Origin of the sequence: Chryseobacterium oranimense (genome assembly GCF_900129755.1) — a bacterium.
In the GTDB taxonomy this organism is placed as follows: domain Bacteria; phylum Bacteroidota; class Bacteroidia; order Flavobacteriales; family Weeksellaceae; genus Chryseobacterium; species Chryseobacterium oranimense.
Map to the genome: position 1 here is coordinate 99,753 of NZ_FQWT01000008.1, position 26,233 is coordinate 125,985.

At 37.6% G+C, this 26,233-nt stretch carries 23 protein-coding genes and 16 tRNA genes; 37 read left to right on the top strand and 2 right to left on the bottom strand.

Annotated elements, in window-relative coordinates:
• The first annotated feature begins 69 nt into the window (after positions 1 to 69).
• The 37 genes from BUB03_RS19500 (at position 70) to BUB03_RS21985 (ending at position 24,219) form a co-directional block, all read left to right on the top strand.
• Entirely contained in the window at positions 70 to 459 is a 390-nt protein-coding gene (locus tag BUB03_RS19500) for a VOC family protein (protein ID WP_073066304.1), read from the top strand.
• Between the two features lie 298 nt (positions 460 to 757).
• On the top strand, positions 758 to 1,381 hold the full coding sequence (locus BUB03_RS19505) for a hypothetical protein (protein ID WP_262484342.1): 624 nt from the start codon (positions 758 to 760) through the stop codon (positions 1,379 to 1,381).
• Positions 1,371 to 2,084, top strand: coding sequence for a hypothetical protein (locus tag BUB03_RS19510; protein WP_073066306.1), 714 nt, complete (start codon positions 1,371 to 1,373; stop codon positions 2,082 to 2,084). Before BUB03_RS19505 ends, BUB03_RS19510 begins: the two co-directional genes overlap by 11 nt.
• Before the next feature lie 6 nt (positions 2,085 to 2,090).
• Entirely contained in the window at positions 2,091 to 3,224 is a 1,134-nt protein-coding gene (locus tag BUB03_RS19515; RefSeq protein WP_073066320.1) for an AAA family ATPase, read from the top strand.
• The gene (locus BUB03_RS19520) at positions 3,197 to 3,940 is read left to right on the top strand and encodes a hypothetical protein (RefSeq protein ID WP_073066323.1); all 744 of its coding nucleotides are present in this window, start codon (positions 3,197 to 3,199) and stop codon (positions 3,938 to 3,940) included. Before BUB03_RS19515 ends, BUB03_RS19520 begins: the two co-directional genes overlap by 28 nt.
• Positions 3,931 to 6,312: a hypothetical protein gene (locus BUB03_RS19525; RefSeq protein WP_073066324.1), complete on the top strand. Its 2,382-nt coding sequence runs from the start codon at positions 3,931 to 3,933 to the stop codon at positions 6,310 to 6,312. Before BUB03_RS19520 ends, BUB03_RS19525 begins: the two co-directional genes overlap by 10 nt.
• Complete coding sequence (locus BUB03_RS19530; RefSeq protein WP_073066327.1) at positions 6,302 to 8,008, top strand: US12 family protein; 1,707 nt, start codon at positions 6,302 to 6,304, stop codon at positions 8,006 to 8,008. The genes BUB03_RS19525 and BUB03_RS19530 overlap by 11 nt, the downstream gene beginning before the upstream one ends.
• A complete protein-coding gene (locus BUB03_RS19535; RefSeq protein WP_073066330.1) occupies positions 8,001 to 9,020 on the top strand; it encodes a soluble NSF attachment family protein in 1,020 nt (339 codons plus the stop codon). Before BUB03_RS19530 ends, BUB03_RS19535 begins: the two co-directional genes overlap by 8 nt.
• An 845-nt stretch (positions 9,021 to 9,865) precedes the next feature.
• Positions 9,866 to 9,939: transfer RNA gene (locus BUB03_RS19545), tRNA-His, on the top strand.
• A gap of 82 nt (positions 9,940 to 10,021) precedes the next feature.
• Positions 10,022 to 10,098: transfer RNA gene (locus BUB03_RS19550), tRNA-Lys, on the top strand.
• Between the two features lie 103 nt (positions 10,099 to 10,201).
• A tRNA-Arg gene (locus BUB03_RS19555) sits at positions 10,202 to 10,275 on the top strand.
• Positions 10,276 to 10,282: 7 nt separating this feature from the next.
• Positions 10,283 to 10,353, top strand: a tRNA-Asp gene (locus tag BUB03_RS21965).
• A gap of 68 nt (positions 10,354 to 10,421) precedes the next feature.
• A tRNA-Pro gene (locus BUB03_RS21970) sits at positions 10,422 to 10,493 on the top strand.
• Positions 10,494 to 10,615: 122 nt separating this feature from the next.
• Positions 10,616 to 10,689, top strand: a tRNA-Ile gene (locus BUB03_RS19560).
• An 88-nt stretch (positions 10,690 to 10,777) separates the two neighbouring features.
• Positions 10,778 to 10,851 (top strand) — tRNA-Met (locus BUB03_RS19565).
• 88 nt (positions 10,852 to 10,939) lie between these two features.
• Positions 10,940 to 11,011: transfer RNA gene (locus BUB03_RS19570), tRNA-Asn, on the top strand.
• Positions 11,012 to 11,185: 174 nt separating this feature from the next.
• Positions 11,186 to 11,267, top strand: a tRNA-Cys gene (locus BUB03_RS21975).
• A gap of 190 nt (positions 11,268 to 11,457) precedes the next feature.
• A tRNA-Tyr gene (locus tag BUB03_RS21980) sits at positions 11,458 to 11,541 on the top strand.
• A gap of 83 nt (positions 11,542 to 11,624) precedes the next feature.
• Positions 11,625 to 11,696 (top strand) — tRNA-Glu (locus tag BUB03_RS19575).
• Positions 11,697 to 11,961: 265 nt separating this feature from the next.
• A tRNA-Leu gene (locus tag BUB03_RS19580) sits at positions 11,962 to 12,035 on the top strand.
• 6 nt (positions 12,036 to 12,041) lie between these two features.
• Positions 12,042 to 12,115: transfer RNA gene (locus BUB03_RS19585), tRNA-Leu, on the top strand.
• A 112-nt stretch (positions 12,116 to 12,227) separates the two neighbouring features.
• Positions 12,228 to 12,303: transfer RNA gene (locus BUB03_RS19590), tRNA-Phe, on the top strand.
• Between the two features lie 100 nt (positions 12,304 to 12,403).
• Positions 12,404 to 12,476, top strand: a tRNA-Gln gene (locus tag BUB03_RS19595).
• A gap of 8 nt (positions 12,477 to 12,484) precedes the next feature.
• A tRNA-Trp gene (locus BUB03_RS19600) sits at positions 12,485 to 12,555 on the top strand.
• A 113-nt stretch (positions 12,556 to 12,668) separates the two neighbouring features.
• Positions 12,669 to 12,950, top strand: coding sequence for a ribonuclease H-like YkuK family protein (locus BUB03_RS22160; RefSeq protein WP_228417940.1), 282 nt, complete (start codon positions 12,669 to 12,671; stop codon positions 12,948 to 12,950).
• Positions 12,932 to 13,171 carry a ribonuclease H-like YkuK family protein gene (locus tag BUB03_RS22165; protein WP_262484343.1) on the top strand — a complete coding sequence of 80 codons (240 nt, stop codon included), beginning with the start codon at positions 12,932 to 12,934 and terminating at the stop codon, positions 13,169 to 13,171. The genes BUB03_RS22160 and BUB03_RS22165 overlap by 19 nt, the downstream gene beginning before the upstream one ends.
• A gap of 69 nt (positions 13,172 to 13,240) precedes the next feature.
• Positions 13,241 to 13,381, top strand: coding sequence for a hypothetical protein (locus tag BUB03_RS22170; RefSeq protein WP_228417942.1), 141 nt, complete (start codon positions 13,241 to 13,243; stop codon positions 13,379 to 13,381).
• Between the two features lie 40 nt (positions 13,382 to 13,421).
• Positions 13,422 to 14,018, top strand: a complete 597-nt coding sequence (locus BUB03_RS19610) for an ATP-grasp domain-containing protein (protein ID WP_073066332.1) — start codon at positions 13,422 to 13,424, stop codon at positions 14,016 to 14,018.
• Positions 14,019 to 14,029: 11 nt separating this feature from the next.
• The gene (locus tag BUB03_RS19615) at positions 14,030 to 14,401 is read left to right on the top strand and encodes a cyclic-phosphate processing receiver domain-containing protein (protein ID WP_083539016.1); all 372 of its coding nucleotides are present in this window, start codon (positions 14,030 to 14,032) and stop codon (positions 14,399 to 14,401) included.
• Positions 14,401 to 14,964: a DinB family protein gene (locus BUB03_RS19620; protein WP_073066335.1), complete on the top strand. Its 564-nt coding sequence runs from the start codon at positions 14,401 to 14,403 to the stop codon at positions 14,962 to 14,964. The genes BUB03_RS19615 and BUB03_RS19620 overlap by 1 nt, the downstream gene beginning before the upstream one ends.
• Positions 14,965 to 14,969: 5 nt before the next feature.
• Positions 14,970 to 15,983, top strand: coding sequence for an RNA ligase, Rnl2 family (locus tag BUB03_RS19625; protein WP_073066338.1), 1,014 nt, complete (start codon positions 14,970 to 14,972; stop codon positions 15,981 to 15,983).
• Between the two features lie 59 nt (positions 15,984 to 16,042).
• A complete protein-coding gene (locus tag BUB03_RS19630) occupies positions 16,043 to 16,594 on the top strand; it encodes a 3'-5' exonuclease (protein ID WP_073066340.1) in 552 nt (183 codons plus the stop codon).
• 291 nt (positions 16,595 to 16,885) lie between these two features.
• Positions 16,886 to 17,161, top strand: a complete 276-nt coding sequence (locus BUB03_RS19635; protein WP_073066343.1) for a hypothetical protein — start codon at positions 16,886 to 16,888, stop codon at positions 17,159 to 17,161.
• Positions 17,162 to 17,418: 257 nt separating this feature from the next.
• Entirely contained in the window at positions 17,419 to 20,115 is a 2,697-nt protein-coding gene (locus BUB03_RS19640; RefSeq protein ID WP_073066345.1) for a DUF6493 family protein, read from the top strand.
• A 2-nt stretch (positions 20,116 to 20,117) separates the two neighbouring features.
• On the top strand, positions 20,118 to 21,461 hold the full coding sequence (locus tag BUB03_RS19645; protein WP_073066348.1) for an SWIM zinc finger family protein: 1,344 nt from the start codon (positions 20,118 to 20,120) through the stop codon (positions 21,459 to 21,461).
• 517 nt (positions 21,462 to 21,978) lie between these two features.
• Positions 21,979 to 23,496, top strand: a complete 1,518-nt coding sequence (locus BUB03_RS19655; protein WP_073066351.1) for a TROVE domain-containing protein — start codon at positions 21,979 to 21,981, stop codon at positions 23,494 to 23,496.
• A gap of 552 nt (positions 23,497 to 24,048) precedes the next feature.
• Positions 24,049 to 24,219, top strand: a complete 171-nt coding sequence (locus BUB03_RS21985; protein WP_175547519.1) for a hypothetical protein — start codon at positions 24,049 to 24,051, stop codon at positions 24,217 to 24,219.
• A gap of 811 nt (positions 24,220 to 25,030) precedes the next feature.
• Here the strand turns inward: BUB03_RS21985 and BUB03_RS19665 are convergent.
• Positions 25,031 to 25,378, bottom strand: coding sequence for a hypothetical protein (locus BUB03_RS19665; RefSeq protein ID WP_040996879.1), 348 nt, complete (start codon positions 25,376 to 25,378; stop codon positions 25,031 to 25,033).
• Between the two features lie 12 nt (positions 25,379 to 25,390).
• The gene (locus BUB03_RS19670) at positions 25,391 to 25,822 is read right to left on the bottom strand and encodes a transposase (RefSeq protein ID WP_040996878.1); all 432 of its coding nucleotides are present in this window, start codon (positions 25,820 to 25,822) and stop codon (positions 25,391 to 25,393) included.
• Positions 25,823 to 26,233 lie beyond the last annotated feature (411 nt).

The following is a 26,233-nucleotide window of genomic DNA, read 5'->3' on the forward strand; positions in this document are numbered from 1 at the left end:
AAGCAATAACACAGAAGAAGTATTTCCATACTCTGCTTCTTATTTTAGCAAAAATTAAAGACAGATACAATGAAAATAGAGCATGTTGCGATCTGGGTAAAAGATCTGGAAAAAATGAAAACATTCTACCAGACCTATTTTGGAGCCGTTTCCAATGAGAAATACCACAATCCTGTAAAGCATTTCCAGTCTTATTTTTTGAGCTTTGAAAACGGCTGCCGTCTCGAAATTATGAACAGACCCGATATTCAGGAGAGCGGGAACTCTTATGATTCCCAGCAGTTCGGGATTATTCATCTGGCGTTTTCTACGGGAAGTAAGGAAAAAGTAGATGAACTGACAGAAATTTTAAGAAAAGACGGTTATACCATAGCGGGCGAACCCCGTACAACAGGTGATGGCTACTACGAAAGCGTAATTCTGGATCCGGAAAATAACATTATTGAAATAACTGATTAAAGTAAGGTTTTATGGATTGGATTAGGTTTCGGCGGCAAAGCCGCCGAAACCTAATCCATCAAATATTTTAAACTTATTTTTTGACACCAGACTCATAGTTTTCATCATAAAACAATCTGTTTCTTTATCTGTCAAATCCGGATAAAATACACTGTGAAAATAATTTCACCTTGATTTAATCAGCCTTTTTATCAATTATACAGGGAAGTATTATTTAACTATTAATCATTCATATAAAATTTTATTCTCTGCGAAATAGTTTTATTTTTGTTAGATGATGCAAACCGGCTCCCCATTTTTGGATACTATCTTTCTGCTGCGGAAAAGCGGCAGCATGACTGTTTTTACAGATATACAGCAGATTTCAAAAAAAGAAGAGCAGGAAGCAGGAAATTATTTTGAAGCGGAATTTGAAAACGAAAGACTGGAATTTTTATCTTCGGAAATCCGTTGTCATAAAGAAGCAGCGGTTTGGGCAGCTAAGGTTTTATACCACAGTACCCAGCTCTATCTTATCCGGAAAAATACAGCAAAAGATCTGGAAAAGCTGATTCCAAAATTGAAAATAACGGCGGATACTTCTTCCCTATTATCTGCGGATTTATCATTAAGGTTCTTACCTCAGATAGCATCTCTGCTGCATGCTGCAGATCCAGATGATCCGTTGATTAAAATTCTGGAAGATATTCTTACACAGTTTCATTATTCAGCGGTTGGGTATCATCTTGATTTGGGAAAAGTCAATTGGGAAAAAGAACTGAAGGACAAAACCTACCGGAAATTATATCTGGAGAGAATTGTTGAAAAGAAAGCTTATGAGCTGGCTGAAATTCCCTATATTAATAAACTTTTAATAGCAGATTTCGGAATATACAAAGATATCTATTGGAGAGATTTAAAGATTGTTGAACATGGAGATTAATACTGCGGTTACCCTCGGTTTTGTAACAGCGTCCTACTTTTTTATTTTCAGTATTCTGGCATACTATGCCCAAAAGATCATCTTTAAAAAGAGGATTAAAGAAGTTCATATGTTTATGTCATTCTCAAAACCTTTGTATTCTTATACCCTCAGAAATGATGTTGAGGTGAAATATGGCTATATACCGCTTTCCAGCTATATCAATGTTGATTTCGGGGAAGCTGGGCTTACAGGCCCGGAGCAGAAAAAATATGAAGCGGAAATCAGGAATAATGGTATTGCTTTTCAGATAATGATAACCGTTTTTTTCCTGGTAGTTTTTGGTGCATTAAATTTTATTCTTGGAAATAATACGCTGACGATGTTCAGTGATTTGGGCTCCAATACCTGGGCATTAATTTCCGGAAAACAGGAATTTTCGGATTTTGCGGTATTTATTCACAGCCAATATAATGCTTACGGAAAAAATTTTTACATAGTGGCAGCTACAATGATGTATTTCATTGTGATTGCATTACTGATGATTGTTACCTCATGGTCTCCGTACCTGTCACTGATTTTATCCTTGTTGATTGTAGTAATCTATTGTTTATTGGTTTTTAAATATTTCGAATTACCGCTTACTTTCTATATAGATCTGATGCTCGCATTGATTATTAGTGGATTTATATACTTTTTATTATTAAGATTTTTCATAAAATAAATACTGATGACTCAAAATATTACAAAACTTAATACCGTTCTCAACTACGTAAAAGATACTTTTGTAGGAAAAAATGATGTAGTGGATCTGTTGGGAATCTGCCTGTTGGCTAAAGAAAATGCATTTCTGTACGGACCTCCCGGAACCGCAAAATCTGCCATTGTAAGAACACTCTCAAAAACAGTAAAAGACGGAAGAAACTTTGAGTACTTATTAACCCGCTTTACGGAACCGAACGAAATTTTCGGGCCTTTCGATATCCGTAAACTCAAAGAAGGGGAGCTCCTTACCAATACCGAAGGAATGATGCCGGAAGCTTCACTCATTTTCCTGGATGAAATATTCAATGCCAATTCAGCGATTCTGAATTCACTTCTTACCGCTCTGAACGAAAAAATCTTCAAAAGAGGAAAAGAAACAAAAAAATTGCCGGCGCTCATGTTCGTGGGGGCCAGCAATGTTCTTCCGGAAGACGAATCGCTTAACGCATTATTCGACCGTTTCCTCGTCAGAATCAATGTGGATTATGTAAATCCTGAGCTTCTTCAGCAGGTCCTTCTGGCCGGAAGAAAGCTGGAAAACGAAACAGAAACCCATATTCCGGAAATTCTTGCAGATGAAATCAGGGAGCTTCAAAACCTGTGTAAAACAGTGGATTTGAAACCCATCTACGAAGTTTATCTAAACACCATCATCAGTTTAAGAAATACAGGAATTGCCATCTCAGACCGTAGAGCAGTAAAGCTTCAGAACCTGATTGCTGCCAGTGCTTTAATCTGTGGAAGAAATGAAGCCGTACTTTCCGACCTTTGGGTGCTGAAACATATCTGGGATACGGAAGAACAGATTGAAATTCTTGAAGGCATCATCAACAGAACCATTGAAAAAGACGATCATCCGCAATCCCATCCACAGGCTATGCAGAACAAAACTCCTAATCCGGAGGAAGTAATGAAAGACGTAAAAATCCTTGTGGAAAAATGGAACAGCGGAATGCTCAGCTTTGAAGAGCAGAATGTGATCAAAGATAAACTGAGATACCTTCAGACCCGCTGCGACTGGATCAGAAACCCGGAACAGAAACAGTATATACAGCAAGAAATTGAAAGCTTATGGCAGAAGATCCTTCAAAGTGTGTAAAAGAATTCCGCGCAGAAATTCCCCGTGCCGATGAAGATGTTCTCGGCTCAATAAGAGACTGGAAAAATATCCATATTGCGGTGGATGAAGAAACGGTATGGCTGAAAGGCTTCACTGATGAACAGACGGTATCCGCAGAAATCCGGCAGCTGCCGAATTTCATATTGTATGAACTGCGTGAAGGTCTTCTATTTAGAAAAGGAGCGCTGGTTCCGGACAAAAAAATGAGAACCGCTTTGCTATGGTCACCGATAGATAAGGCATTGCGTCTTACCTTTCCGGCTTCCAACCAAAACTATTTTGGGATAGATGAAAAAGTTAAGGTTGGCTTAAAGCCAGGCAGTGAAGAACATCCTGCTTTTGCATTATTAAGTATAATTTCAGAAATTAAAGAAAGCATTCCCGCCCAGCCGGATTTCAAGCTTGAAAAAATTGAATGGACGGTAATTAATGATAAAGCCCTGTTTCTGGGAACACCATTGTTAAGCCTGCCGGGTAAAGCCTATTGGACAAGAGGCGGACACCTTCTGCCTGCAGGTTTTGAATTCGAATTTAAAAATATGAGTTCACTTCTGCAGCGGCAGTATAATAAAAATTTGGACAAATGGCTGTTATGGAATGAAGACGGAACCTATCTTCCCATTAAAAAAGAAGATTTACGACCACTGTCTGTAAGCTCATTCCGTCTTACTGAAAAAACAAAAGAATGGATTTAAACGAATATTTCCAGTCATACGAAAACTACTTCTGGGAGTGGGAAACCGACGAGGATATCGCCGGAGATTCCGGATACCATGATTATAACCTCATCTCGATTCCGGGTGTTGGGGCAATAGCCTACAGACCTTACGTGATGGAGATTCTGAAAGAACTTCAGCCACAGGGATGGCCTCCTTTCGGGGCATTGCTTATGGTATTATATGCAATGCAGGACGGATACACAGATTTCGCAGGTCCCTTAAAACATACCGCTAATTTTCACAGCATCGGAAATTTTGATTTCACCGCAGAAAAAAGCATTGAATTCCTTGAAAAACTTAAATCATTAAATAAAACCTATAAACAGGGACAAAACAGAATAGTACTTCTTCAAACCTTATTTCAGGATTCACATAACAGGCTGGCTTCAGGTAAAGCAGAAATGATCCTCACAAATTATTACCGCAGACCTCACATACTGGCTGCAAGTGCAGAAAAAAAATATGCAGGCCCATCAGCAATTAACAGGGATCTGAGTACCCTCAATCTTTTGAATGAAAGATTCCCTACCACGCAGTCTATTGTTGATGCTATGCGGGATCACATGGATGAACCGGAACTGGATGACGAAGTAGTGGAAGAGGAAACCACTGTAGAAACGGATAAAGACTTTATTCAGCAACTCATCGAAGAGCCCAAAACCTTTCAGGTAGGCAGTCTCATTAAAAGAATATGGAGCGGATTAAGAATTCCTATGCGTCACCTTTCCCCGGGAGAACAGCCTATCGGAGGAATTTCTGATATGGCGAACAAAGGAGATCTGCATAGGATGCTGCTTTCTGAATTTGCCAATGATGATGAGGTTTTCATGAACCGTGTGGCCAATAACGAAGCATTGTATATTCAAAGAGAAATACCGCCGGAAGAAAATATTTTTGAACGTATTATTTTAATCGATACTTCCCTTAGAAACTGGGGAATACCGAAAGTAATGGCATTTGCATCAGCTATTGCCGTCATTAAACATCCCAAAGCCCATTCAGAATGTAAAGTTTTTGCACTGGGACAGGCATGCATCCCGATTTCTCTGGATAAAACCGAACATATTATTGAAAACCTGAATCAGGTAAGCCCTGTTCTGGAAGTGTCAGAAGCTCTGGAAAAATTCTTTAATGAAGAACATACTGAAAAAGATCTTGAAGTATTTTTCATTACTCATCAGGAAAATCTTGCCGATGAAAAAATAAGGAAAGTAATTCATGAAAACAGGGACAGGTTAAAATTCCTGATCACAACAGATGCAAACGGTGAACTGAATTTCTACAAACATCATAAAGGAGCCAGAAAACACATTCAGAAGATAAAGCTTCCCTTGCAGGAATTATGGGCCAATCCGCCGCAGCGTAAGCAAAAAGCCCATCAGATCAACGGTAAGAAAACAGATCTTCCACAGAATTACCCGATCCTGTTTCCGACCCCGTCCAATAAAATTGCCCAGTTCTTATATGAAGGTGAATTTTATATTCTGAGTTCAAAAAAACAGCTGCTGAAGACCTATCTTTCTGATAATTACTATGACCGGAATTCCTATGATTATTACAAAACCTATCATGGCTGTGAAGTTCTGATTGAAGATATTTCGGTGAGACCGAGAGGACAGTTTGCTCTCGCTAAGAACAAACAGCAGCATTTTATTTTATGTCAGTACCAGGCTGATAAAAAGCTGGTTTCAAAACTCAATCTGAACACTAAAGAATATTCCGAGCAGAATGTTACCGGATTGAATATTCCCGGCTCCTATCACCTGATCTATTTCGGAAAGAATTTTTACCTTCACCAGCCTACGAATTCTTCACTTTACAAAATCAATCTGGAAGGGAATGTATTTGTAGAAAACATTTTCAATGATGATGGCGAAATAGATAAAAATGTGGCAAAAGCAGAGATCGAAGCAGCCAAACTTAACCGAAGCGGCATGAAGATCATCAGCAATTTTAACAGAATAGGCATCAACGAGAACAATAATCTGGTGATTTCAGGAAATGAACTGAGCAGGATATACGATAACTCCCTGAACCTTTATAAAAACAGGTTTGAAGTAAAGATCCTGGCAGAGCAGAATAAAAATAAGTTTACATTCCAGGATGGCAGCGAAGTGATTACAGATTCCCGCGGAATGCTTACTTTTAAAAGCAGTAATACCGGAATACCAACATTTTATATTCCTTCCACAGAATACGGCTTTTTAGCCCTGGCGACCGATACCGAATATGGCGGATCAGAATATTACCTTCCAAAGCATACCTTACTAAAAGTGAAAACGATGGAAGAAATGTATACTCAGTATTTAACAGCATTTATTAACCAGATCCTGGATTATGGAGCTTAGAATAAAACCTTTTCCTAAAAACAGTTATCCTAAAAAAGGCCTTTTGATTAAAGATCCTTCACCCCGAGTATGGCTTCATGAAATGGAAATACTGGGAATAGATCTCAATCACATAAAGTCTTATGCTATTCCTTCGGATCAGCCCAATGTCCTGTACGGATGTTTACTGGTTTTTAATGATGAAGCGCCTCAGGAAATCGGAAGAAATGCTTATTTCCAGTGTGTGGATGACCAGCTTTTTATCCCTGAAAATACCATATTCTATCCAAAAATCAACCCGGAAGACTGGCTGTCTGCCGGTTCAGTATTGATGGTGATGCATCCTGAATTTGGTTTTGTAAAACTTACGGAAGAAATAGACTGGCTTTCTGTGATACAGGAACCCGAAATTTCAATCGGAAAAGTAAGAAGACCTTCAAACGGAGTGAAAATTCCGCAGCATATCGAAAGTTTCACCGTTGAGATGGATGATGAAAAAGTTCTGGAAACCCTTCAGCAGCCGAAAAGTGAAGAGGAATGGATGAACAGCCTTCCTTTCGACCTGAAAAAAGTAATGGCAGGAAACAAAAAAGAAATTGAAAAGTATTTAAAATATTTAGAAAAATATCCTGACAGAGCTGTAGAACTAGGTGTTCCGCTGGATATTATGGGAACATCCCGCGGCGACGGTTTTGGAAAATTTACCTTTGGAGACAACTGGCTGAGTTCTCTGTTCGGAGGTTCAGGAGACCGGAAGGAAACTGCAGGAAGCCGGAATTTCCGGTGGATATTCTGGGGTGTTGTAGTGATTGCTATTCTTTTCAGGATTTTCATGCCGGCAGATAAAGACAGGACCCAGAAAGAAGATTTTCTTGTTTCATCAGGTAAAATTATGAACGGGACGGAAAAACTTCAGTCAGATATCATTGCTTATCAGTCCGGGGTGACAGATATTGACATGAAAATCGACTCCATTTACGGAAAAGAAAGGAAAAAGCTTTCCAATGAATATACTGCGGCCGGAGCTGCCATGTCAAAAGACAAAAACGAAAGAGAGCGGTATAAAAAGTCAGGAGGCAGAAACCTGGGGGAGGTTGGAAATGATATTGAAAAACTGAATGCCAGAGAACAAAACAGCAGGGATTCCCTGAAAATTGTATATTCAAAAAGAATTACAAAACATCTTGTTCAGCAGGAAGAAGCCATGAAACATAAGATTTCAGATTCACTGAAACAGTACACCAAAGGAAAACCTGTGAATGGAGAGATCGTGAAATTTATTTTAAAGAAGAAGCAGGCTCTCATAGCAGATTCCCTCGGAAAGTTATATGGAACACTTGATATAACGGAACTTCCGCCGGCTCCGGTTAAAGATTCAAAAATTGGAACCCTTGAGTCGGGAGAAAGCAGTGATTATAAAGAAACCAGGATTTCAGATATCCTGTATCTAGTGATTTTCATGTTCGGGGCTGTAGGGCTCTATTCTTTTATTTTTAAAAGAAAATCATTAAACCTCGGTGGAGACAATGTACCGCTTTGGGTGAAGATAATATTGTCTGTTATGCTGGTTTCCATGCTGGTATATTTATTTTATCCGCTGATAAAAATGTTTGGCTACAACTGGTTCGTATGGATTCTGGTGATCTTTGTGATCCTCCTTCTCTACCGCCTGTTCAGCGAAGACAAAACCATTTTAAAGCCTGATGACGATGAATAAACAGAAATTTATAGACAAATTCCTGATTGCATTTATGATCCTGGCAGTGTTTAAGATCATTGGAATCGCAGCACAGCTTTTTCACGAAAGTTTTTGGAGTGTAGTGGGGACGCTGGCTATTTTCCTGGTTGTAGCTTTTATTATTATGATTGTAATCACAGCCCTAAAAGATAAAGAACAGAACGGCAGAAATTCAGGAAGAAGAGGTTCCGGTGGCGGAAACTTTTATCTGGAAACTTCCTTATTTGACAGAATCAGAAACAAATACGAAGAGCTTGCTGAAAAATATATCGCAGAGAAAGACTATAAAAAAGCAGCCAAAGTTTACATGAACCTCCTTCAGGATAATTTCCGCGGTGCAAAAACCCTGGAAAATGGCGGCTTCTATAATGAGGCAGCAGCTGTTTATCTTAAAAAATTAAATAATAAATCAGAAGCAGCGTCCTGCTACGAAAAAGCAAAACAGTACAAAAAAGCAATTGACCTGTACAAAGAAATGCAGCAGAAAGAAAAAGTAGGAGACCTTTATAAAGAATTGAATGATATAACAAATGCCCTGAGCTATTATCAGATGGTTGCGGATGATTATACAGCCAACAATCAGATGGTAAAAGCATCACTGGTATACAGCAAAAAAATGGAACAGCCGGAAGAAGCTCAAAAAATTCTGTTGCAAGGATGGAACGAAGATAAAGATGCTTTCAACTGTCTGAATAATTATTTTGCCAATGTTTTTGACCTTAAAAAACTGGAAAAAGAGATCCGGAACCTTTATCGGGATACTCCATCCTACAAAAAGGGAATCTATCTTGAAGCCATGAAGCACGAGTTTAAAAAAGCTCCTGAGCTGCAGGCTGTAACCCGTCATATTGCTTATGAAATTATTGCAGAAAAAGTAGCCACCCGTTCCGAAATCATTAATGAGTTGAAACATTTCAATCCTGATGACAGTGTAATTTTAAAAGACATTTCGAGGTTTAAAACCGGAAGAAACCGGATATTAAGAAAGTAAGATTCAAAACTTAAGAATTTAATTAAACAAAGTTTTATTTTACCGACAGGAATAAGGTGGCTGAGGTACCCTCAGCCACCTTATTCTTAACAAACAGAAACTATTATTTCATTTCTCAAAAACAATTTTTCATATCTTTGCGCCAGAAAATTATGACACTACAAAGAGCACATATCAATGTAAATCTATGCGATAGCCCTTCAATAAAAGGATTATTCGGATACGAATGGATGATATGGAATGAGGCGAAATGTGCTTGCTTTGAAAATTATTTACAATAAACCCGTAAAAATTTAAACAAAATACCGCAGAAACGCCTCGATAACTCGAGGCGTTTCTTGTGTTTTAGGCCATAAATTATTTAGAATGAAAAAAAATAACCATATAAACGAAAATTTTTTAATCAATAATGAACATTTAATACAATAAATAAGAGTGATAAGTAACCCGATGAGAGACAGTCATTTAGGTATTTAAGAGATCTGCAGGATATTGCGGACAGATATTGTCTATGCTTAATTTTTAATTTAACTATTTGATTTTCAATTATTTAATCTAAAAATAAATTTGGAGATTAAAAAATTTCGTACTTACTTTGCAACCGAAAATTGAAAGCAACAGGTTTTCACGATTCAAAAACTTTTTAAATAACAAGAATATAATGAAACAATTACATAACATATCTAATCAGTATTCAAGACTAAGCGGACAGGAGCCGAAAGGATATCCTTGTATGATTCTCGATATTGAATTTATAAATAAAAGGTGCTTATATACGTAGGTCTCAGTGATCTGACACGTCAAAATATATACAGCGCCTCCCGAAAAGAGGTGCTTTTTTTATGGTTTCTTTAGCTTATTTGGTAAAGCGCCGGTCTGTGAAACCGGAGAACAGGGTTCGATCCCCGAAGATACCCCAAAATAGAATGGTCAATTCGTTCCACTGTGAATTTAAAATTGACGGGCAAAGCAATAATAATTGACCATTCGCATTAAAAAACAATCTCATAGCTCAAATGGTTAGAGCACCGGTCTTTTAAACCGGGGGTTGAAAGTTCAAATCTTTCTGGGATTACCATTAAATGTGAATAAATCAATGGTGAGTTTTGCTTCACAAATGAATTTTTGAAAAATTGATAAGCAAAAGCGAATTGACAATTGAGCATTCACCAATTAAAAACGGTCTCGTAACTCAATTGGACAGAGTATCGGTTTTCTAAACCGTAAGTTTCAGGTTCGAATCCTGTCGAGGTCACAAAATAGGTCTATTGAGGTAATGGTAACCTGCCCGGCTGTCTCTTGGGCACTGCGAGTTCGATTCTCGCATAGACCGCAAAGATTCACGGAAAGTTTTGGCTCCGGCTGTCTCCCGGAAAACAATACTGAAGTGAATCTGAAAAACTGGAAAGATAACGGTGGTTGTTTACCCGTCTTGGACGCGGGAGGTCATAGGTTCGAATCCTATTCTCCAGACGAATTTTGCTTATGGCAAAGATGAGAAGTGAAAGGTGAAAGGTGAAAGGTGAATTTTGCTTCGCAAGTGAATTGAAAAATTGACGGTGAAACGAATGACAATTTAGTATTCACATCAAAACGATTTCGTAGCTCAATAGGTTAGAGTGTCGGTCTGATACACCGGAGGTTGAAGGTTCGAGTCCTTCCGAAATTACAAAAAGTGAAAGGTGAATTTTGCTTCGCAGGTGAATTGAAAAATTGACGGTGGAACGAATTGACAATTGACCATTCACATCAAAAACGATTTCGTAGCTCAATAGGTTAGAGTATCGGTTTCATAAGCCGGAGGTTGAAGGTTCGAGTCCTTCCGAAATTACAAAAAGTGAAAGGTGAATTTTGCTTCGCAGGTGAATTGAAAAATTGACGGTGGAACGAATTGACAATTGACCATTCACATCAAAAACGATTTCGTAGCTCAATGGTAGAGCACCGGTCTGTTAAACCGGAAGTTGAAAGTTCGAATCTTTCCGGAATCGCAGATAACTAAATGTTAATTGTTTCAAAAGAAGAGAAAAAAGGTATGTCAAGAGCAGAAGATCTTTACGCCAAATACGGAAAAATACCGACAGCCTTTTTCTTTTTATTAGAAATTAGAGGTTAGAAGTTAGTTTAAAAATTATTCATTACTAATTGCTAATTCCTCATAAAATGATGGTTCGCCGAAGTGGAAGAGTCGGGGCGGTCTGCAAAACCGTTGTAAAAACTGAGTGGGTTTGAATCCCATAGCCATCTCAAATAACTAAAATGAGATTAGTTCCGGAGAAAAGTAAAAGTTTGTCGAGCGCAGAAGTTCTTATATCAAACTAAAAATAAAGACAGGCTTTGTTTTTCTTCACAAAAAAGAATTTGGATGTTGGAAATTGGAAGTTAGAAAATGGTGAGAAGCGTAAAAGTTATCCATTACTTATTACTCATTATACATGGAAGTACGCCGAAGTTGGAGAGTCGGGGCAGACTGTAAATCTGTTGCTTCATTGCTGAGCAGGTTCAAATCCTGCTACTTCCACAAAACCGCTGATAATGTAACGGCAGCATGCAGGAAAAGTACTCTTGTTGTTCAGGTTCGATTCCTGGTCGGTTGGTTTAAACGCTCCATTAGCATAGCGGTAAGTGCATCCGGCTTTCTACCGGACGACAAGGGTTCGATTCCCTTATGGAGTACATACGTGAATGATCATACATCAATTGTGAATATATAATACCATGAAAGTTCAGATTGAGAAATAAAATTGATTGATCATTCACAGAAAAATGGGAAAGAGAAAAGTTTGTCAAGCGAAGAAGATCACAAACACTAGCAGGCATAGTTTATACAGACAGGCTTTCTCTGACCTTTCATGAGTGATGAGCAATAAGTAATTGTAAATGATGAAAAAATCAATTGTAGTATTAATCATTGCTCATTCTGATTACTAATGAACAATTCGCGGGAATGGTGGAAATGGTAGACACACTTGATTTAGGCTCAAGGTTTTGGGGGTTCGAATCCCTCTTTCCGTACAAAATGCCTCTCTATTCCAACTGGCAGAGAAAACGGCTTTAAACCCCGTAAAGTCCCGGTTCGAATCCGGGGAGAGGTACAGGAATATGAATAATAAGCAATAAGTAATTATTGTAAATGGTTAATATTGAATTGATGAACGCAATTTATTGCTCATTACTCATTACCAATTACTTATTAATTATAAGCCCGGAAGAGTGGTGTACAAGGTGTGCACGCTAGTCTGAAAAACTAGAGGCGCAGGTTCGATTCCTGCCTGTTCCACCAAAATATAAATGATGATTGATCAGTAATTAATGATAATAGTGGATTGTAAAATTCACATATCGAATCAATTATCAATCATCATTTATAATCAAAGCTATCCTGATTCATAGTGTAACTGGTCAGCACACAAGACTTTGACTCTTGTTGTTCAGGTTCGAATCCTGATGAATCAACAGAAACTACTCTGATGGTGTAATGGCAGCACCCCAGTCTCCAAAACTGAGGGTATAGGTTCGAATCCTGTTCGGAGTGCAAAAAAATGATAATAAATGGTCAATAGTCAATAGTGAATTTAAAATTGATAAGTGAAACGAATTGACCATTCACGATTGATAAAATAAACAATTTAAAAACATGTAGAAAAAATGGAAACGCAACAAGAAGTATGGCAGAATATGAACGGAATTTTTTTCCGCAAACCTATCACGCAGCTGGTAGAAGAAGCCATTATCCGCGAACAGGCTAACGGTCACCGTCTGAAAGTATGTGTGGGTTCAGACTCCCACGTATATGGCGATGCGATCAGTTATGCAACGGCAATCGTATTCGTTCGTGAGGGAATTTTAATTTCCTTTCCAAAGGAGCGTTTACCTTTATCAGAAAAGAAAGAGAAATACAGAAGATCAGTATCAAAGAGCGAATGCTGAATGAGGTGAACAGATCCGTAGAAATTGCTTATGCTATCTGTGCCATTCTGGATGCTTATGGAGTAGAAATGGAGGTACACGCAGACATTAATACCGACCCGGATTTTAAGTCTAATGCAGCATTGAAGGATGCAATGGGATACATCTTGGGAATGGGCTATGTGTTTAAAGCAAAACCTTATGCATTTGCAAGCTCCAATTGTGCTGATATGATGGTTTAATGAAGAAAAAACTGGAAGTTTCAAAGACTGTGAAAAACAAATAAAAGAACCTAATAAAAACTGATAACCATGTATTTTTTAATTCAGGCTAATGTGTATCTAGACCCCGATCATTATAAAATTTTTGATGCATTGGAAGAATTGAATATTGATTATGATGTAATTAATATTCCGCCAGCAGCAGAAAAAATAGACTTCAAAAACAAATAGAAAAGATGTTTTTGTCTATGGTTCGGTGACGATTGCGAGATTGGCAAAGCAGAATACAGAATGGTTCCCAGGCTCTTTTTACGGTGGTAATCATTTATATGAAGTGTATTCTAGGTATTATGGTGAGCATCTTTTGAATCATCAGGTTTCCATTCACAAAATTTCAGAAGATTTGATCTGGGGAAGTGGCGAAACAAAATTTATCAAACCATATAATGAAGCTAAAATTTTTACAGGAAAAGTTTTCACAGAAGCAGAATGGAGAGATTTTGTTGTTGAATCTATCGAAAGCAAATTAAATAGGATCACAGAAGATTCTTTAGTACAGGTTTCTGAAGCTAAACGAACGATCAAAGAAGCAAGACTATGGATTATTGGCGGACAAATCATCGATGGAGGGTATTATAAATTTAATGACGATGCTCCTTTCGAAGAAAAAGTTGCAGAAGACGGATTTGCGTTTGCAAAAGAAATGATCCGACTTTTCAACCTTGAAGAAGCCTTTGTAATGGATATTTGTTTAACGGATAAAGGCTGGAGAATTGTTGAAATAAACTGCATCAACAGTTCCGGATTTTATCCCAATACGAATGTGAAAAGCGTTATCAAAGCATTGAGTATCTACTTTTCCAGCTAAAAAATGAAACCATGGAAATGACCAAAAGATTATTGTTTCTGGATGATATAAGATACCCGGTTGAGGCGTATCATTATACCCGACAGGACATTTTCCTCAGGAAAGACTGGCATATCGTTCGGAACTATGAACAGTTTGTCAGCAGAATTCTGGAAAAAGGACTCCCGGACATGATCTCTTTTGATCATGACCTCGCAGAAGTACATTATCTGCAACCCGGTTCCGGTGAATACACAGAAAAAACAGGCTACGATTGTGCCAAATGGCTGGTAGAATATTGTATGGATCATCATTTGGATCTGCCTGAGTTTTACTGCCATTCCATGAACCCTGTAGGAAAGGAAAATATTGAAAGCCTTTTAAAAAACTTTAAAAACTTGTAATGGATATTTTTAGATTGATTCAGGATATAAAAACGCATTTGACCCTTAGTTTTAACGAGGTTGACGAGTGGTTTGATCAAGATAAAAGAACGCTGAACTACCAGCCTTTAAACGGTGGCTGGACGGTTCAGCAGATTTTAGAACATATTTATCTCACCAACTTTTATCTGCTCATTTTGATTGAAAAAGGTTCAAAAAAAGCAATGCGGAATTACAGAGATCTTGATCTGAATGCTGAAATAAAAAATTACAGTTTTGATAAGGAGAACTTTGAAAAAATAGGTGAACATGGGGCTTTTGAATGGATAAGACCTGAGCATATGGAGCCAAAAGGAGAATTGGATTTAAAGGAAATCAGAAGCTTGATTTCAAAGCAATATCATCAGTGTTTAAACTATTTAGACCTGATGAAAAACGGAGAAGGCCTCCTTTGTAAAACAACAATGACAGTCAATGGTCTGGGGAAGATCAATGTGTATGAATACATTTATTTCCTTTCCCTGCATGCCAGGCGACACATTATTCAAATGCAGAATAATCAATTAGAAATTATTAAAAATTAAAAGAAATGAATTTCAAAACATATAACTCTATAGAGAATGCTTACCAGACCCGCGTGATCGATCAGATCAGGATGCAGGGGTTTGGGGATGAGGTTTTCATTGTACAGGAAAAGGTTCATGGAGCTAATTTTTCTTTCTTTACCGATGGAAAGGAAATTAAAATAGGTAAGAGAACAGCTTTTATTGAAACAGGTGAAAAATTTTACAATGCCCACCAGATTTTGGACCGCTACGGAAGAAATGTAATTGAACTGTTCCAAATGGTGAAAAGCATGTATCCTGAAACTGAAACTGCAGTCATCTATGGCGAATTATTCGGGGGAGGTTACAAACATAAAGATGTAGTACCAGTAAAAGATGCTGTAAAAGTACAAAAAGGTATTGAATATGCCCCACATAATGAATTTTACGCTTTCGACATTAAGCTGAACGGAACTACATATCTGGATACAGATGTGATGAATCAGATTTTTGAAGAAACTGGTTTTTTCTATGCTAAAATAATATTTCAGGGTTCGCTGGAAGAAGCTTTGAAGTTTCCGAATGTTTTTGATTCTAAAATTCCAGGATGGCTTGGCCTGCCCGAAATTGAAAACAATATCTGTGAAGGAACTATTATCAAAACTTTGAAAACAAGATATTTTGGAAACGGAGCCAGGGTCATTCTAAAAAATAAGAATGAAAAATGGACTGAAAAATCCAAAATGGTTAAAAAAGACAAACCCGTAAAAGATCAGGTTCATTTCAGTGACACGGCACAGAATATTTGGGAAGAAATTCAAAAATATGCAACCATAAACAGGCTGAATAATGTGGTAAGTAAAATTGGAGAATTTGAACCCAAAATGATGGGGAAAGTCATTGGCCTTTTTGCACAGGATATATTGGAAGATTTCGGGAAAGATTTTCCTGAAGCCTTCAGGAGCGTGGAGAAAGAAGAGCAGAAAAGAATCAATAAGAAGTTGAATACTTTAGTTATTGATTTTATAAAACAAGAATTCATGACTCTTAAAGTTTAGTTCCGGTAAAATTGACCGGAACTTTTTTATGTCTAAAATTAACAAACGAATTATTAAAAATGAAAACAACAGAAAATATATTAATTATAGACCTGGAAGCCACCTGCTGGAACGACAGACCGCCCAGAGGCCAGGAAAGCGAGATCATCGAGATCGGGGTATGCATTATGAATGCTGTAACCGGCAAGGTCTCCAAAAATGAAGGCATTTTAGTGAAGCCGCAATATTCAAAGGTGAGTCCTTTCTGTACGGAACTGACTTCCATTACGCAGAATATGCTGGATAATGAAGGCATCATGCTGGAAGACGCACTGGACATCCTCAGAGCAGAATACAATTCCGAAGATCTTACCTGGGCAAGTTACGGAAACTACGACCTGACCATGCTTCAAAACCAGGCCAGAAGATTCAATGTGGATTATCCGTTAAGTGATGATCATATCAACGTGAAGACATTGTTTGGCCAGCTGCATCCAACGGTGAGAAAAAGTGTGGGAATGAGCAGAGCTTTAAGCGAACTTAATCTCAAGCTTGAAGGAACTCACCACAGAGGGGTAGATGATGCTAAAAATATTGCAAAAATCCTTCATTGGTGCCTTCAACAAGATTAATGAAATCATTTGAAAAACTATTTTATAGATGACTCTCTTTCTAAGAAAGGGAGTTTTTTTTGTATCAGATACAGCAATGCATATTTTTTAATTTTAAAGCTGATTGCAGTTTATTGCAAAAATTGTTTGTTTTTTGTCAGAACAGGGATTGAATAATTTAACTTTTTATTCAGAAATACGGATTAAATTACTATTGAAAGCATAATTTTTTGTTAAAAAACTCACTTTGAAGGGATAATTACATACCCTGTCAGTCATTTTTTTATTATTTTAGTCCCCAAGATTGGAATTATGCTTACTGAAGACGAATTGAAGAGGATTTATTTAAATTATAAAATCAAACAAATAATTCCTTTTCTTAAAAAGTTTACCCCAAAAAATAAGAAAGATGCCGCTGTCATTTTAAATAAAGACAGAGGTTATAATCAGGCCTCCATGCTTGCCATTTTAGCTTCCAGCCGGACCCAGGACCAGTACAAGAAACTGTTACCGGGTTATTATACAATCCCTACCAATTTTCTTTCAGAATTATTGCTCATTAATGATGTCCCCAGATATACTGAGTAAAGATAGAAACCTCGTCTGGTACGGCTTTTGAAGAGATTTGAGAATTAAGTTCCGGCTTTGCCGGATGAGTCCTGAACAAAGGACATTTGAAAAACTATTAATATCCATTCTTACAGCATAGAACATCCGGTTTTAATCTTAAAAATCTGGAGATATACTAAAGCTGTTACCTCTTGATCAGCCCAAAGCTGCGGCCGTAAGACTGAAAGAATGGCAAACAACATAACCTGAAAAAATTATTATCAAATTAAAAACAAATGAAAGAAAGACTTTATGAGATCCTTAATGAGGAAAAAGCACATGAGATTATTCCGTTTCTGAAACAACTTACAGCAGAAGAAAAAAAAGCCCTGGTACCTACCATAAAAAAACTGGACAGGGAGATCAGCAAGATCGTAATGACGAAAAATTCCTATCATACTGCCGGCTCCGCAGACCAGCATTCTATTATTGATATAGCATCGTTTGTCTGTATGGACCAAAAGCATTACGGGAAAGATTACTGGAGCCTTTTTCACAACAGGGAACAGACCGAAAAAATACTTGAATGGGGATGCCCGCACTGGTTTTCAGACTTTATCAACAATTCTATAGATGCAGAATTTACAGCATTTAATTATCAGGATATTCTTGGGTGGGCAGCAAAAGGCTATGTACAGCCAAGACCTGAATTGCTTGGATATCATTTAAGTCTTCAGCCCTATGACCTGGAGAAATTCCCGGAGACCCTGGAAACCCATTTCTGGTACCTGTGCGAATTTCCTTCAAAATCACTTCCTTTTAAAAGAGAATGGCTTCCATTAATTCAGAAACTGATTGCCGAGAATAAAATAGAAAGAAAAAGATTCCTGAAAGAATGTCTGTTGGCAGCCAACAGGAATTTTAACAAAAATGTTACAGGATGGTTTATGGATGCATTTAATGCATTGAAACCTTCTGATGAGGAACTTATTATATTTCAGGATGAACTGATGGCTGGTCTGGCCTCTGTACAGTCAAAAGCGGTGAATACCATGCTTACGAATTTGAAGAAAATCGTTCAGGATCCTGCGTTCAGAACCGATGAGTTTTCAAATTTCCTTCCCAATTTGTTGAGCTCAGAAGTCAAAACGGTGGTGGCCGCCAGTTTGGTAGTAACAGAAAGAATTTTTCAGAAAAAGAAAGCCGATACAGAAAACTTGGCAATGGCCTTAAGTGCGGCCTTCGTTAGCAAAGATGAGAGCATACAGACCAAAGCGGCCAAGATCATTCTAAAATATATTCCTGTTTCTGAGCAAATAAAAGAAGCACTGTCCCATTATGCTGATAATATCTTGGCTAATATAAGACCAGCACTGGTTCAGTATATAGATAACAGGCAACCTGAACTGGATATTTTTGAGCCGGAAAAATTAGAACTCATCAATGAGGAGTGTAAAGTTCAGGAGCTGCAAAGTTTTGAAGATCTTATGTTTCTTCTCCCGCAGGCTATTGAAAATCCAGGAACCCACTATTACGATTTGGCACTTGCAGGGCTTATCCGTTTCGCTGATGAAGCTGATGCCGGCTCTGTAAAGCTTTTTGAACCTGTATTTCAGAAAGCCTGTAAAACCATTGCCAAATGGGAAGTGCACCATTTTAATATATTATTGTGTAATCTCATCATTAATTATGGACTTTCACTTTTAGAAAAATTTCCTTTTCAGCTTAAGAATATTGAAAAAATATATAGGAAAACCCGCGAGGATGAAGCCTCCAGAGAAGTGTATTCCACCTATCATAAAAAGCTGAAGCCTGTTAAAGATATGTATGCAGGTGGTTTGGTTATGGAGCCGTTTAAGCATATTGCAGTCCATGTTTTCACTCAGATAGCTTCAGGAGATAAAACTCCGTTACTGTCTACAGTCACCCATGAGCCATGCTGGGTAAGCCCTGAAGCATTGGTAGAAAGATTTGAAATTTATCAGAACAAAAATATAGAACCGGATGACCTGGATGTACAGCTTGCATTGCAGCGATGTTCCTTAGAAAAGACTTCAGAGGCATTACGGTTGGCGGAGGAAAAGTTAAAAGGCGAGTATAAAAACCTCCTGCTTTTCTTCTTTAATAAAAATTCTGCTCCTGAAGGACAGTTTGAGCATCCGTCGTGGTGGATGACGGCCGGAATCACACGTTCTCCAGAAACTACTTTTGAAGAATTTAAGAACTTTGGTTATGACGATATTCCAAAAGAATTCCTGACCGGAATTTATGAATGGAAGACAATCGACAGCAAAAAAAATTCCTATTATCCTGTTGAGCTTAACATCAGGGTTCCGAAATACCACCTGAAAAAAAGGGAGCATCAGCTTTTCCTCGAATATTTTGTTGCAGAGCAGAAAAACTTTTCAGAAACCCCTTCATTGATATGGAGTTTCCCGAATACATTAGGAAATGTTTTGGCTAAAACCATTAAAGACTGCTTGTTCTATTCAGGAATTGCAGAAGTTTACGAAAGAAATTTTGTTCTGAATATAGCCCAGGCGCTCTATCAGATGAAAAAGCCTCTGGATACAATGGGCTACCTGTTCCTGGGAACTATTTTCCTGGACGGAGACAAAGTGATCCGTGGAACAGCCGCTGAAATATGGCTGGAACATGTTTCTCATAAAGTAATGGATAATAAAAGTCTGGGAAAGGTAATAGGTCTTCATGAAAAGCTGGAATGGGCTCCTGTTAAAAGACTCACAGACCTTATACAGCATCAGATGATCAATGTCAGCAAAGATCATAACCTGGCTTTGGAACAGCTTCTTACCCATATTTTGTTACAGATGGAAGCACCCGTTACCAATCTTAAAAAAATATTGGAGATTTACCACGAGGTTTTAGCTCTGAACCAATCGGAAACCGATACCAACTTAAAAGAAAAACTGAACAGCTGGAAAGAAAATTCCAGCCTGAAAAAAATCTGCAGTCTTCTTCTAAAAAAATAGATATGGAAGATACGCTAACTTATCATTATCAGAGACCTTCATCTTTGATAAAAAAATCTGCATCTGAAGAATTATTTCTGTCCAAATACAGTGAAATTCAGAAAAATACAGATGCTCCCTGCTTTTTCTGGGGCGATGTCGGCCAGCCTTTTATACTGGCAAGATGTCTCATCACGCTTTCCAATATTGTGAAATCAAGCTTTAACCTGTCACCGTTTCAGATGGCATTGCTAAAAGATCCTATTGTCACTGCCGGAAACGGGCGGTTGCGGTTTGAAGGTTTTTCGCATTGTGCCGGTGTTTATGCGCGGGTAGATATTTTACCTGACGGACTTCACGGTGAGTTTCTGGAAAACGGAACCACCAATGTAGATTTTAATCAGTCTATGATTACAGCTCTGGGGAGTATCCGGCCTAATGAAAAAATAATGCTTTCCGTAGGTGAAAAAGAATTGGGACTTTATAAAGAAGAACAAAAAGTGGTGGAACGGAAAGTTCCGCTGCCCGTAAAATGGATCAAAGGGCTAGGTACCGTTCAAATCTATCTTTCCGAATCAGAAAAGATTCATTGTTTCAATAAAATCCAGACTCAGCAGCTGTTCAGGGGAATACCCAAAGGCGCCATAAAATCAGATTATTACCTGATTATCAGAGGGAACAAGCCCATGTTTTCACCGGTGAAATCAGCGGATGCGGTTTGTATCGGGGGGCTTCACCGGCTGCGTCTGCTGGAACCTCTTATTCCTTATATTGATCAGATGCAGGTATTTCCACATGCCGATATGCAGTCTATGACCTGGCAGCTCTACATGGGGAATCTGAGGTTCAGCTTTTCATTGTCAAGAGAAGCCTGGAGGGGATTTTCCGGAGAAGGGGCTGTTTTGAACAGTCTTATTGACGATATTTCGGATGAATGGATAGATGCACTGGATAAATATGCTTACGCCAATCAGTCTTTTAATCCTTCGGCTTTTGCTTTAGATGAAAATATAAGCCTTGAAAAAACAGGTAATCTTACGGGAAGGCTGGCTGCTATGGGACTTTTGGGTTACGATCTGGATGACAACGGTTTTTTCTACCGGAGACTTCCATTTAAGCTTAGTAGGATTGTTGGTTTAAATCCAAGGATGAAAAACGCAGAAAAACTCATTGCAGAAGGAAAAGTTGAAATTTTAAATAAAAATACTACCAGAACGGAAGCAAGGGTAGAGGGTACCGGTGTACATCACACAGTGATCATAGAGAATGACAAAGAACGCTGTACCTGCGAATGGTTTAGCAAATACCAGGGTGAAAGGGGACCGTGTAAACATGTTCTTGCCGTGAAGAAATTAATACATCCTTAAATTAAAATAAAAAGGGCGGCTTATAGAATTAGCTGCCCTTTTTATTTATTGATGTTTCGTCCATTTCTCATAAGAATTATACCCAATTCCGGCTTTCCTTTACCTTTAAGGATAGATTAAACTCGAGCTGGTTTCCGTTTGCGGCATCGAAATAAATAGCCAATGCTGGCATCAGTGCAAAAACCATAAGCTTATCCATGCCTTCCCTCAGAAAATTATAAGGTTTTAATCTTTACTGGAAAAAACAAAATGTCTTGGCTGAAGATTTCTATCTGTTCCCACAATTCCAATGTAAACCTATCCATAAAAATACTTTTCATCCATATATTCAAGCTTCAGACCCAATATTTCAGTATAAAACTGGATTGAATTCTTCACATAATGTCATTTCGATAAAAATAAAAAATAATATAAAAAAAATGACTACGCAAAAAGACTGCGTAATTCTGTTTTTACTTTGCATCAGAAATCAAGAGGAAGATGATTTTCTCTAATGTTTAACAAAAAACAGTAACTCATGAAATTTAATTTTTTAAAGAAAGAGAAAAATACCATTCTGAACTACGAAGGTGCAAAGGCATTTACCATGACACCTGCCGAAGAACTATATAGTGCTGTAGTTACAACAGGATTATCCAATACCTCTTATGAAAAAGGAAATGAAAGATTGGAAAGGATTCAGTCTCTGATCAAGAAAAATGATCCTGAATTTGTTGCTAAACTGGCAGTTTATGCCAGAAAAGATATGCATCTGAGATCTATCCCATTAGTATTGACTGCAGAACTTGCAAAAAAGGCTTCAGGCACAGATTTGGTGAGCAGAACCGTTGATGGTGTTGTACAAAGGGCAGATGAAATCACTGAACTTTTAGCCTATTATCAGACTGCCAATAAAAGAACAGAAAATAAAAAGCTGAACAGGCTTTCCAAACAGATCCAGAAAGGTCTTGCAAAATCTTTCAATAAATTTGATGAATATCAGTTTGCGAAATACAACAGAAAAGCAGAAGTAACATTGAAAGATGCATTGTTTTTGGTTCATCCGAAGGCAAAAGACGAAAATCAGCAGACAGTTTTTAATAAAATTGTTGGTGATGCATTGGAAACTCCCTATACATGGGAAGTAGAGCTTTCTGTTTTAGGTCAGACCAAATTCACGGATGAAACAGAAAAAAAGCGTGCATTTAGCAATAAATGGGAAGAACTGATCTTCAGCAATAAGCTGGGTTACATGGCTACCCTGAGAAACCTGAGAAATATTTTAGAAGCAAACGTTTCTTCTGATGCTATGGATAAAGTGTGCAGCTATTTATCGAACGAAAAAGCTGTAATGAAATCAAAACAGCTTCCGTTCAGGTTTTTGGCAGCATATAGGGAATTGAAAACGATGAATTCTCCTTATCTGTCATCTGTTTTGGAAGCACTGGAAGATGCAGTGATGATGAGTGCCAAAAATATCAAAGGTTTCGGTTTTGAAACTTCAGTGGTGATTGCAGCAGATGTTTCCGGTTCTATGCAGCAACCGGTTTCTCCAAAAAGTAAAGTATTGCTTTATGATATTGGTTTGCTGATGTCTATGATCTTGCAGTCGCAATGCAAAAATGTCATTACAGGCATGTTTGGGGATAGATGGAAGAGAGTTCCTATACCTAAAAACGGTATTTTGAGAAATGTTAATGAATTTTATAAGCGTGAAGGTGAAGTAGGCTATTCTACTAATGGTTACCTGGTGATTGAAGACCTGATCAAAAGGAAAGAAAAAGTAGATAAAGTAATGTTATTTACTGATACGCAGCTATGGAACAGCAGCGGAAACCGCAACTCTTTTGAGAATTCCTGGAACCGTTACAAAAGCAGTGCTCCTGATGCTAAATTATATATTTTTGACTTGGCAGGCTACGGTAAACAGCCGCTGGATATCAAGGAAAATGATGTATATCTTATTGCAGGCTGGTCAGACAAAGTTTTTGATGTACTGAATGCCTTGGAAGATAGAAAATCTGCCGTTCAAGTGATTAAAAAAGTAGTGCTGTAAAAGGCACTGCTTTAATCAATTGATGAGTGATTACAATTGGTTTATAAATAAACAGAACTTAATATTTAAAAATAAAAATAAACTGCGTAAAAAGAATGCGCACTTCAGAAATAACTTTGCATTGTTATTAATCCGGTGCCGTAAGGAAAGAACTTCTTCGACTTTCACTTGAACAGAGTCTATCCGCCACATCGCCCGGTAAAACAAACCAATGCCGTACAATAAGAGTTTCATCGTCAAACTTCCAATTTGAATACATTCAAAAACTCTTATATCCATTGCTTGGTTTTATACAAAAAATAAAATAAGATTAAAAAACAGATAGTTATGAAAATTTATAAATCATGTCTTAAAGAAGCAGTGTACTGAGGTTAATCTCTCAATACATGAAAAATTTTAAAATATTAAAAAACTCCTTTAGAATTAATGAACATGGGCTCATTGATTTCCCAAAGAAAATTTCTGGCATACGAATCTCAAGGCTAGTGTATGGTGATAAAATGGGATGCTCATATTGTTTCCCACACGGTTTTGAAACCGTTAATTCCCATTATGGAAAATATCAGAGAAACTGGAAAAAATACAGAAAAACTCACTATAAAATATAAAGTAGGTGCCGTAAAACAGAATTACTTCGCTGGTGGCAGCAATATAGGTTCGAATCCTGTTCTGGAAACAGATGGCGTAATGGTATCGCTCTGTCTTAAGTTTCTGTTTGCCTGATTGATTGCCTTGCTAAAAAAAATCAAGTGTCGTTTTAGGATCATACTTCGGGATTTAGAACATTGGGGTCGCAGGTTCGAATCCTGCCTTTTCCCTCGAAAAGGAGAAGTAGCTCAGCAGGTAGAGCACATGCACGAAAGGTCCTTTTATTATTACCTTGATTTAAAATAAAACAAGGCTTAATTTAAAATGAGTCATTAAAGTAAATAAAAAAGTAGGGTGTCGTTTTAGAATCTTACTTCTTTTGTTAAACGTTTGGCCGCAGGTTCGACTCCTGCCTTCCCTGTTGTAAACGGGATTGTAGCTCAGAAGGTAGAGCAAAACGCAGAAAAGATTCTTTCATTATAACCCTGACTTCAATAAAAGAGTACCGCATAAAAGGCTTACTTCGAGTCGGAAAATTAAATCTCAAAATCTAAGAAAAGTGCAATGTCTCTGAATAACAGTAAGGAAAAAGATGCACGTCTGCCTTTTCCCTTTTGCCTCTTTTTGGTTAAAAATATAAACAAGTGCCGTAGAATAGTGTTACTTCGCTCATCACGACGGGGTCGCGGGTTCGAGTCCCGTCTCTTCCACAAAAACACAGCTTAACATAGGAAGAGTAGCTCAGTTGGTTAGAGCACGATTACACACTTTCAGCCGTTGCCTTGTTTTACCTAATATAAAAGTGTCGTAAGGAAAAAATACATCGTACCATTTTTGGGGAGGAATAGCGAAGCCGGTCACACCGGCAAGGTTATCCGGTTCGATTCCGGCTGAACGAGAGCCCCACTTTTTCCTGCTTATTACCTTTTACAAAAATGCCGGTGAGTTATTCGCCGGCATTAATTACTTGTTCTATTTCTTCTTCGAAAGTTTTCTTCCAGTTCATGATGGTTGTCCTGCTGATTTTATATTTTCTGGACATATAGCTGGTGGAAAAACCATGCTTATTCTGATACTGTAAAAGTTTGAACATTGTTTTTTTATCATAGGTTTTCAGCTTCTGGTTGTTGATCTGGCTTTCCTTAGACTGTTCAAAAATTTTTTCGTTAAGATTCAGAATATCCTCAGTTGTATTGAGTTTTCCCAGAAGTTCTTTGATCTTGGGGTCTTTCAGCTTTTCCGGATGCTCCAGTTTCAGCATATCGTAGTATATCTTTTTGTAATTGGGGCGCATAATGAGCTCTGTTTATCCGTTAGTATTATCATTATTTTTCTGAAGCCAGCGGTGAAGCGTACTTTTGGGGATAGAGTATTCTTTGATCACTTCGCTATACGTCATCTCGCCGGATAAGATTCTTTTCATAATAAAATCCTTGATTTCCTGGGTATAAATATTTTTTCTGAAATAGGGAATTTTATCAGATTTCTTCTGGTTCTTGTTCACTGCAGATGGTGGTGCATACAGAATGAGGTGTGAGCTGTAAAGCCTGAAAAAATCATATTCCAGGAGCTTGCTCCATCTCAGCAGTAAATCTGTATCAATGGATTTGCTCTGATATACGTTTTCAATAAACTGCTCGTCTTTGCTGAGAAAATTACAGATCCTTTCCATAGATACCTCATTTTCATCAACCATTTCTTTGATAAACTTTCCTATATGAATTTCCTTATATAACATGTATTATTATTTATTAAATCATGAATAAAAAAGAAAATAGATAATATATTACATTCCAATGAATGTCTGTAGCGTCAAAAATGTACGCTTCAGAAAATCTTAGCGGCAGCAAAAGGGAAATTTAAGCTGGGTAGCATATCTTTATATATGCACAGCGGCAGTCTGAGGGATGACCGGCCAATAATTGTTTTAGGTTATATCTTTAAGAATACTTTATATCTTCCATTTCCTGCTCTATATTCTATCAGTTAATTCAGATAACCTTTTATGCTTTAGATTTTAATTCTGTATAAATATGCTTATCAGGTATTTCCATACAGTTTTGTAATATTTTTAGCTATTTACCTTAGTGTCAACAGGGTTTACCAGGTATAATTTTAATGAATAGTAAACGATCTGTTTGTTAATTTT

What these genes read in the sequence shown, in the direction of transcription:
- BUB03_RS19500 (WP_073066304.1), top strand. Translation starts at nt 70, where the DNA reads ATGAAAATAGAGCATGTTGCGATCTGGGTAAAAGATCTGGAAAAAATG.
- BUB03_RS19510 (WP_073066306.1), top strand. Translation starts at nt 1,371, where the DNA reads ATGGAGATTAATACTGCGGTTACCCTCGGTTTTGTAACAGCGTCCTAC.
- BUB03_RS19515 (WP_073066320.1), top strand. Translation starts at nt 2,091, where the DNA reads ATGACTCAAAATATTACAAAACTTAATACCGTTCTCAACTACGTAAAA.
- BUB03_RS19520 (WP_073066323.1), top strand. Translation starts at nt 3,197, where the DNA reads ATGGCAGAAGATCCTTCAAAGTGTGTAAAAGAATTCCGCGCAGAAATT.
- BUB03_RS19525 (WP_073066324.1), top strand. Translation starts at nt 3,931, where the DNA reads ATGGATTTAAACGAATATTTCCAGTCATACGAAAACTACTTCTGGGAG.
- BUB03_RS19530 (WP_073066327.1), top strand. Translation starts at nt 6,302, where the DNA reads ATGGAGCTTAGAATAAAACCTTTTCCTAAAAACAGTTATCCTAAAAAA.
- BUB03_RS19535 (WP_073066330.1), top strand. Translation starts at nt 8,001, where the DNA reads ATGAATAAACAGAAATTTATAGACAAATTCCTGATTGCATTTATGATC.
- BUB03_RS22160 (WP_228417940.1), top strand. Translation starts at nt 12,669, where the DNA reads ATGGAAACGCAACAAGAAGTATGGCAGAATATGAACGGAATTTTTTTC.
- BUB03_RS22170 (WP_228417942.1), top strand. Translation starts at nt 13,241, where the DNA reads ATGTATTTTTTAATTCAGGCTAATGTGTATCTAGACCCCGATCATTAT.
- BUB03_RS19615 (WP_083539016.1), top strand. Translation starts at nt 14,030, where the DNA reads ATGGAAATGACCAAAAGATTATTGTTTCTGGATGATATAAGATACCCG.
- BUB03_RS19620 (WP_073066335.1), top strand. Translation starts at nt 14,401, where the DNA reads ATGGATATTTTTAGATTGATTCAGGATATAAAAACGCATTTGACCCTT.
- BUB03_RS19625 (WP_073066338.1), top strand. Translation starts at nt 14,970, where the DNA reads ATGAATTTCAAAACATATAACTCTATAGAGAATGCTTACCAGACCCGC.
- BUB03_RS19630 (WP_073066340.1), top strand. Translation starts at nt 16,043, where the DNA reads ATGAAAACAACAGAAAATATATTAATTATAGACCTGGAAGCCACCTGC.
- BUB03_RS19635 (WP_073066343.1), top strand. Translation starts at nt 16,886, where the DNA reads ATGCTTACTGAAGACGAATTGAAGAGGATTTATTTAAATTATAAAATC.
- BUB03_RS19640 (WP_073066345.1), top strand. Translation starts at nt 17,419, where the DNA reads ATGAAAGAAAGACTTTATGAGATCCTTAATGAGGAAAAAGCACATGAG.
- BUB03_RS19645 (WP_073066348.1), top strand. Translation starts at nt 20,118, where the DNA reads ATGGAAGATACGCTAACTTATCATTATCAGAGACCTTCATCTTTGATA.
- BUB03_RS19655 (WP_073066351.1), top strand. Translation starts at nt 21,979, where the DNA reads ATGAAATTTAATTTTTTAAAGAAAGAGAAAAATACCATTCTGAACTAC.
- BUB03_RS21985 (WP_175547519.1), top strand. Translation starts at nt 24,049, where the DNA reads ATGGAAAATATCAGAGAAACTGGAAAAAATACAGAAAAACTCACTATA.
- BUB03_RS19665 (WP_040996879.1), bottom strand. Translation starts at nt 25,378, where the DNA reads ATGCGCCCCAATTACAAAAAGATATACTACGATATGCTGAAACTGGAG.
- BUB03_RS19670 (WP_040996878.1), bottom strand. Translation starts at nt 25,822, where the DNA reads ATGTTATATAAGGAAATTCATATAGGAAAGTTTATCAAAGAAATGGTT.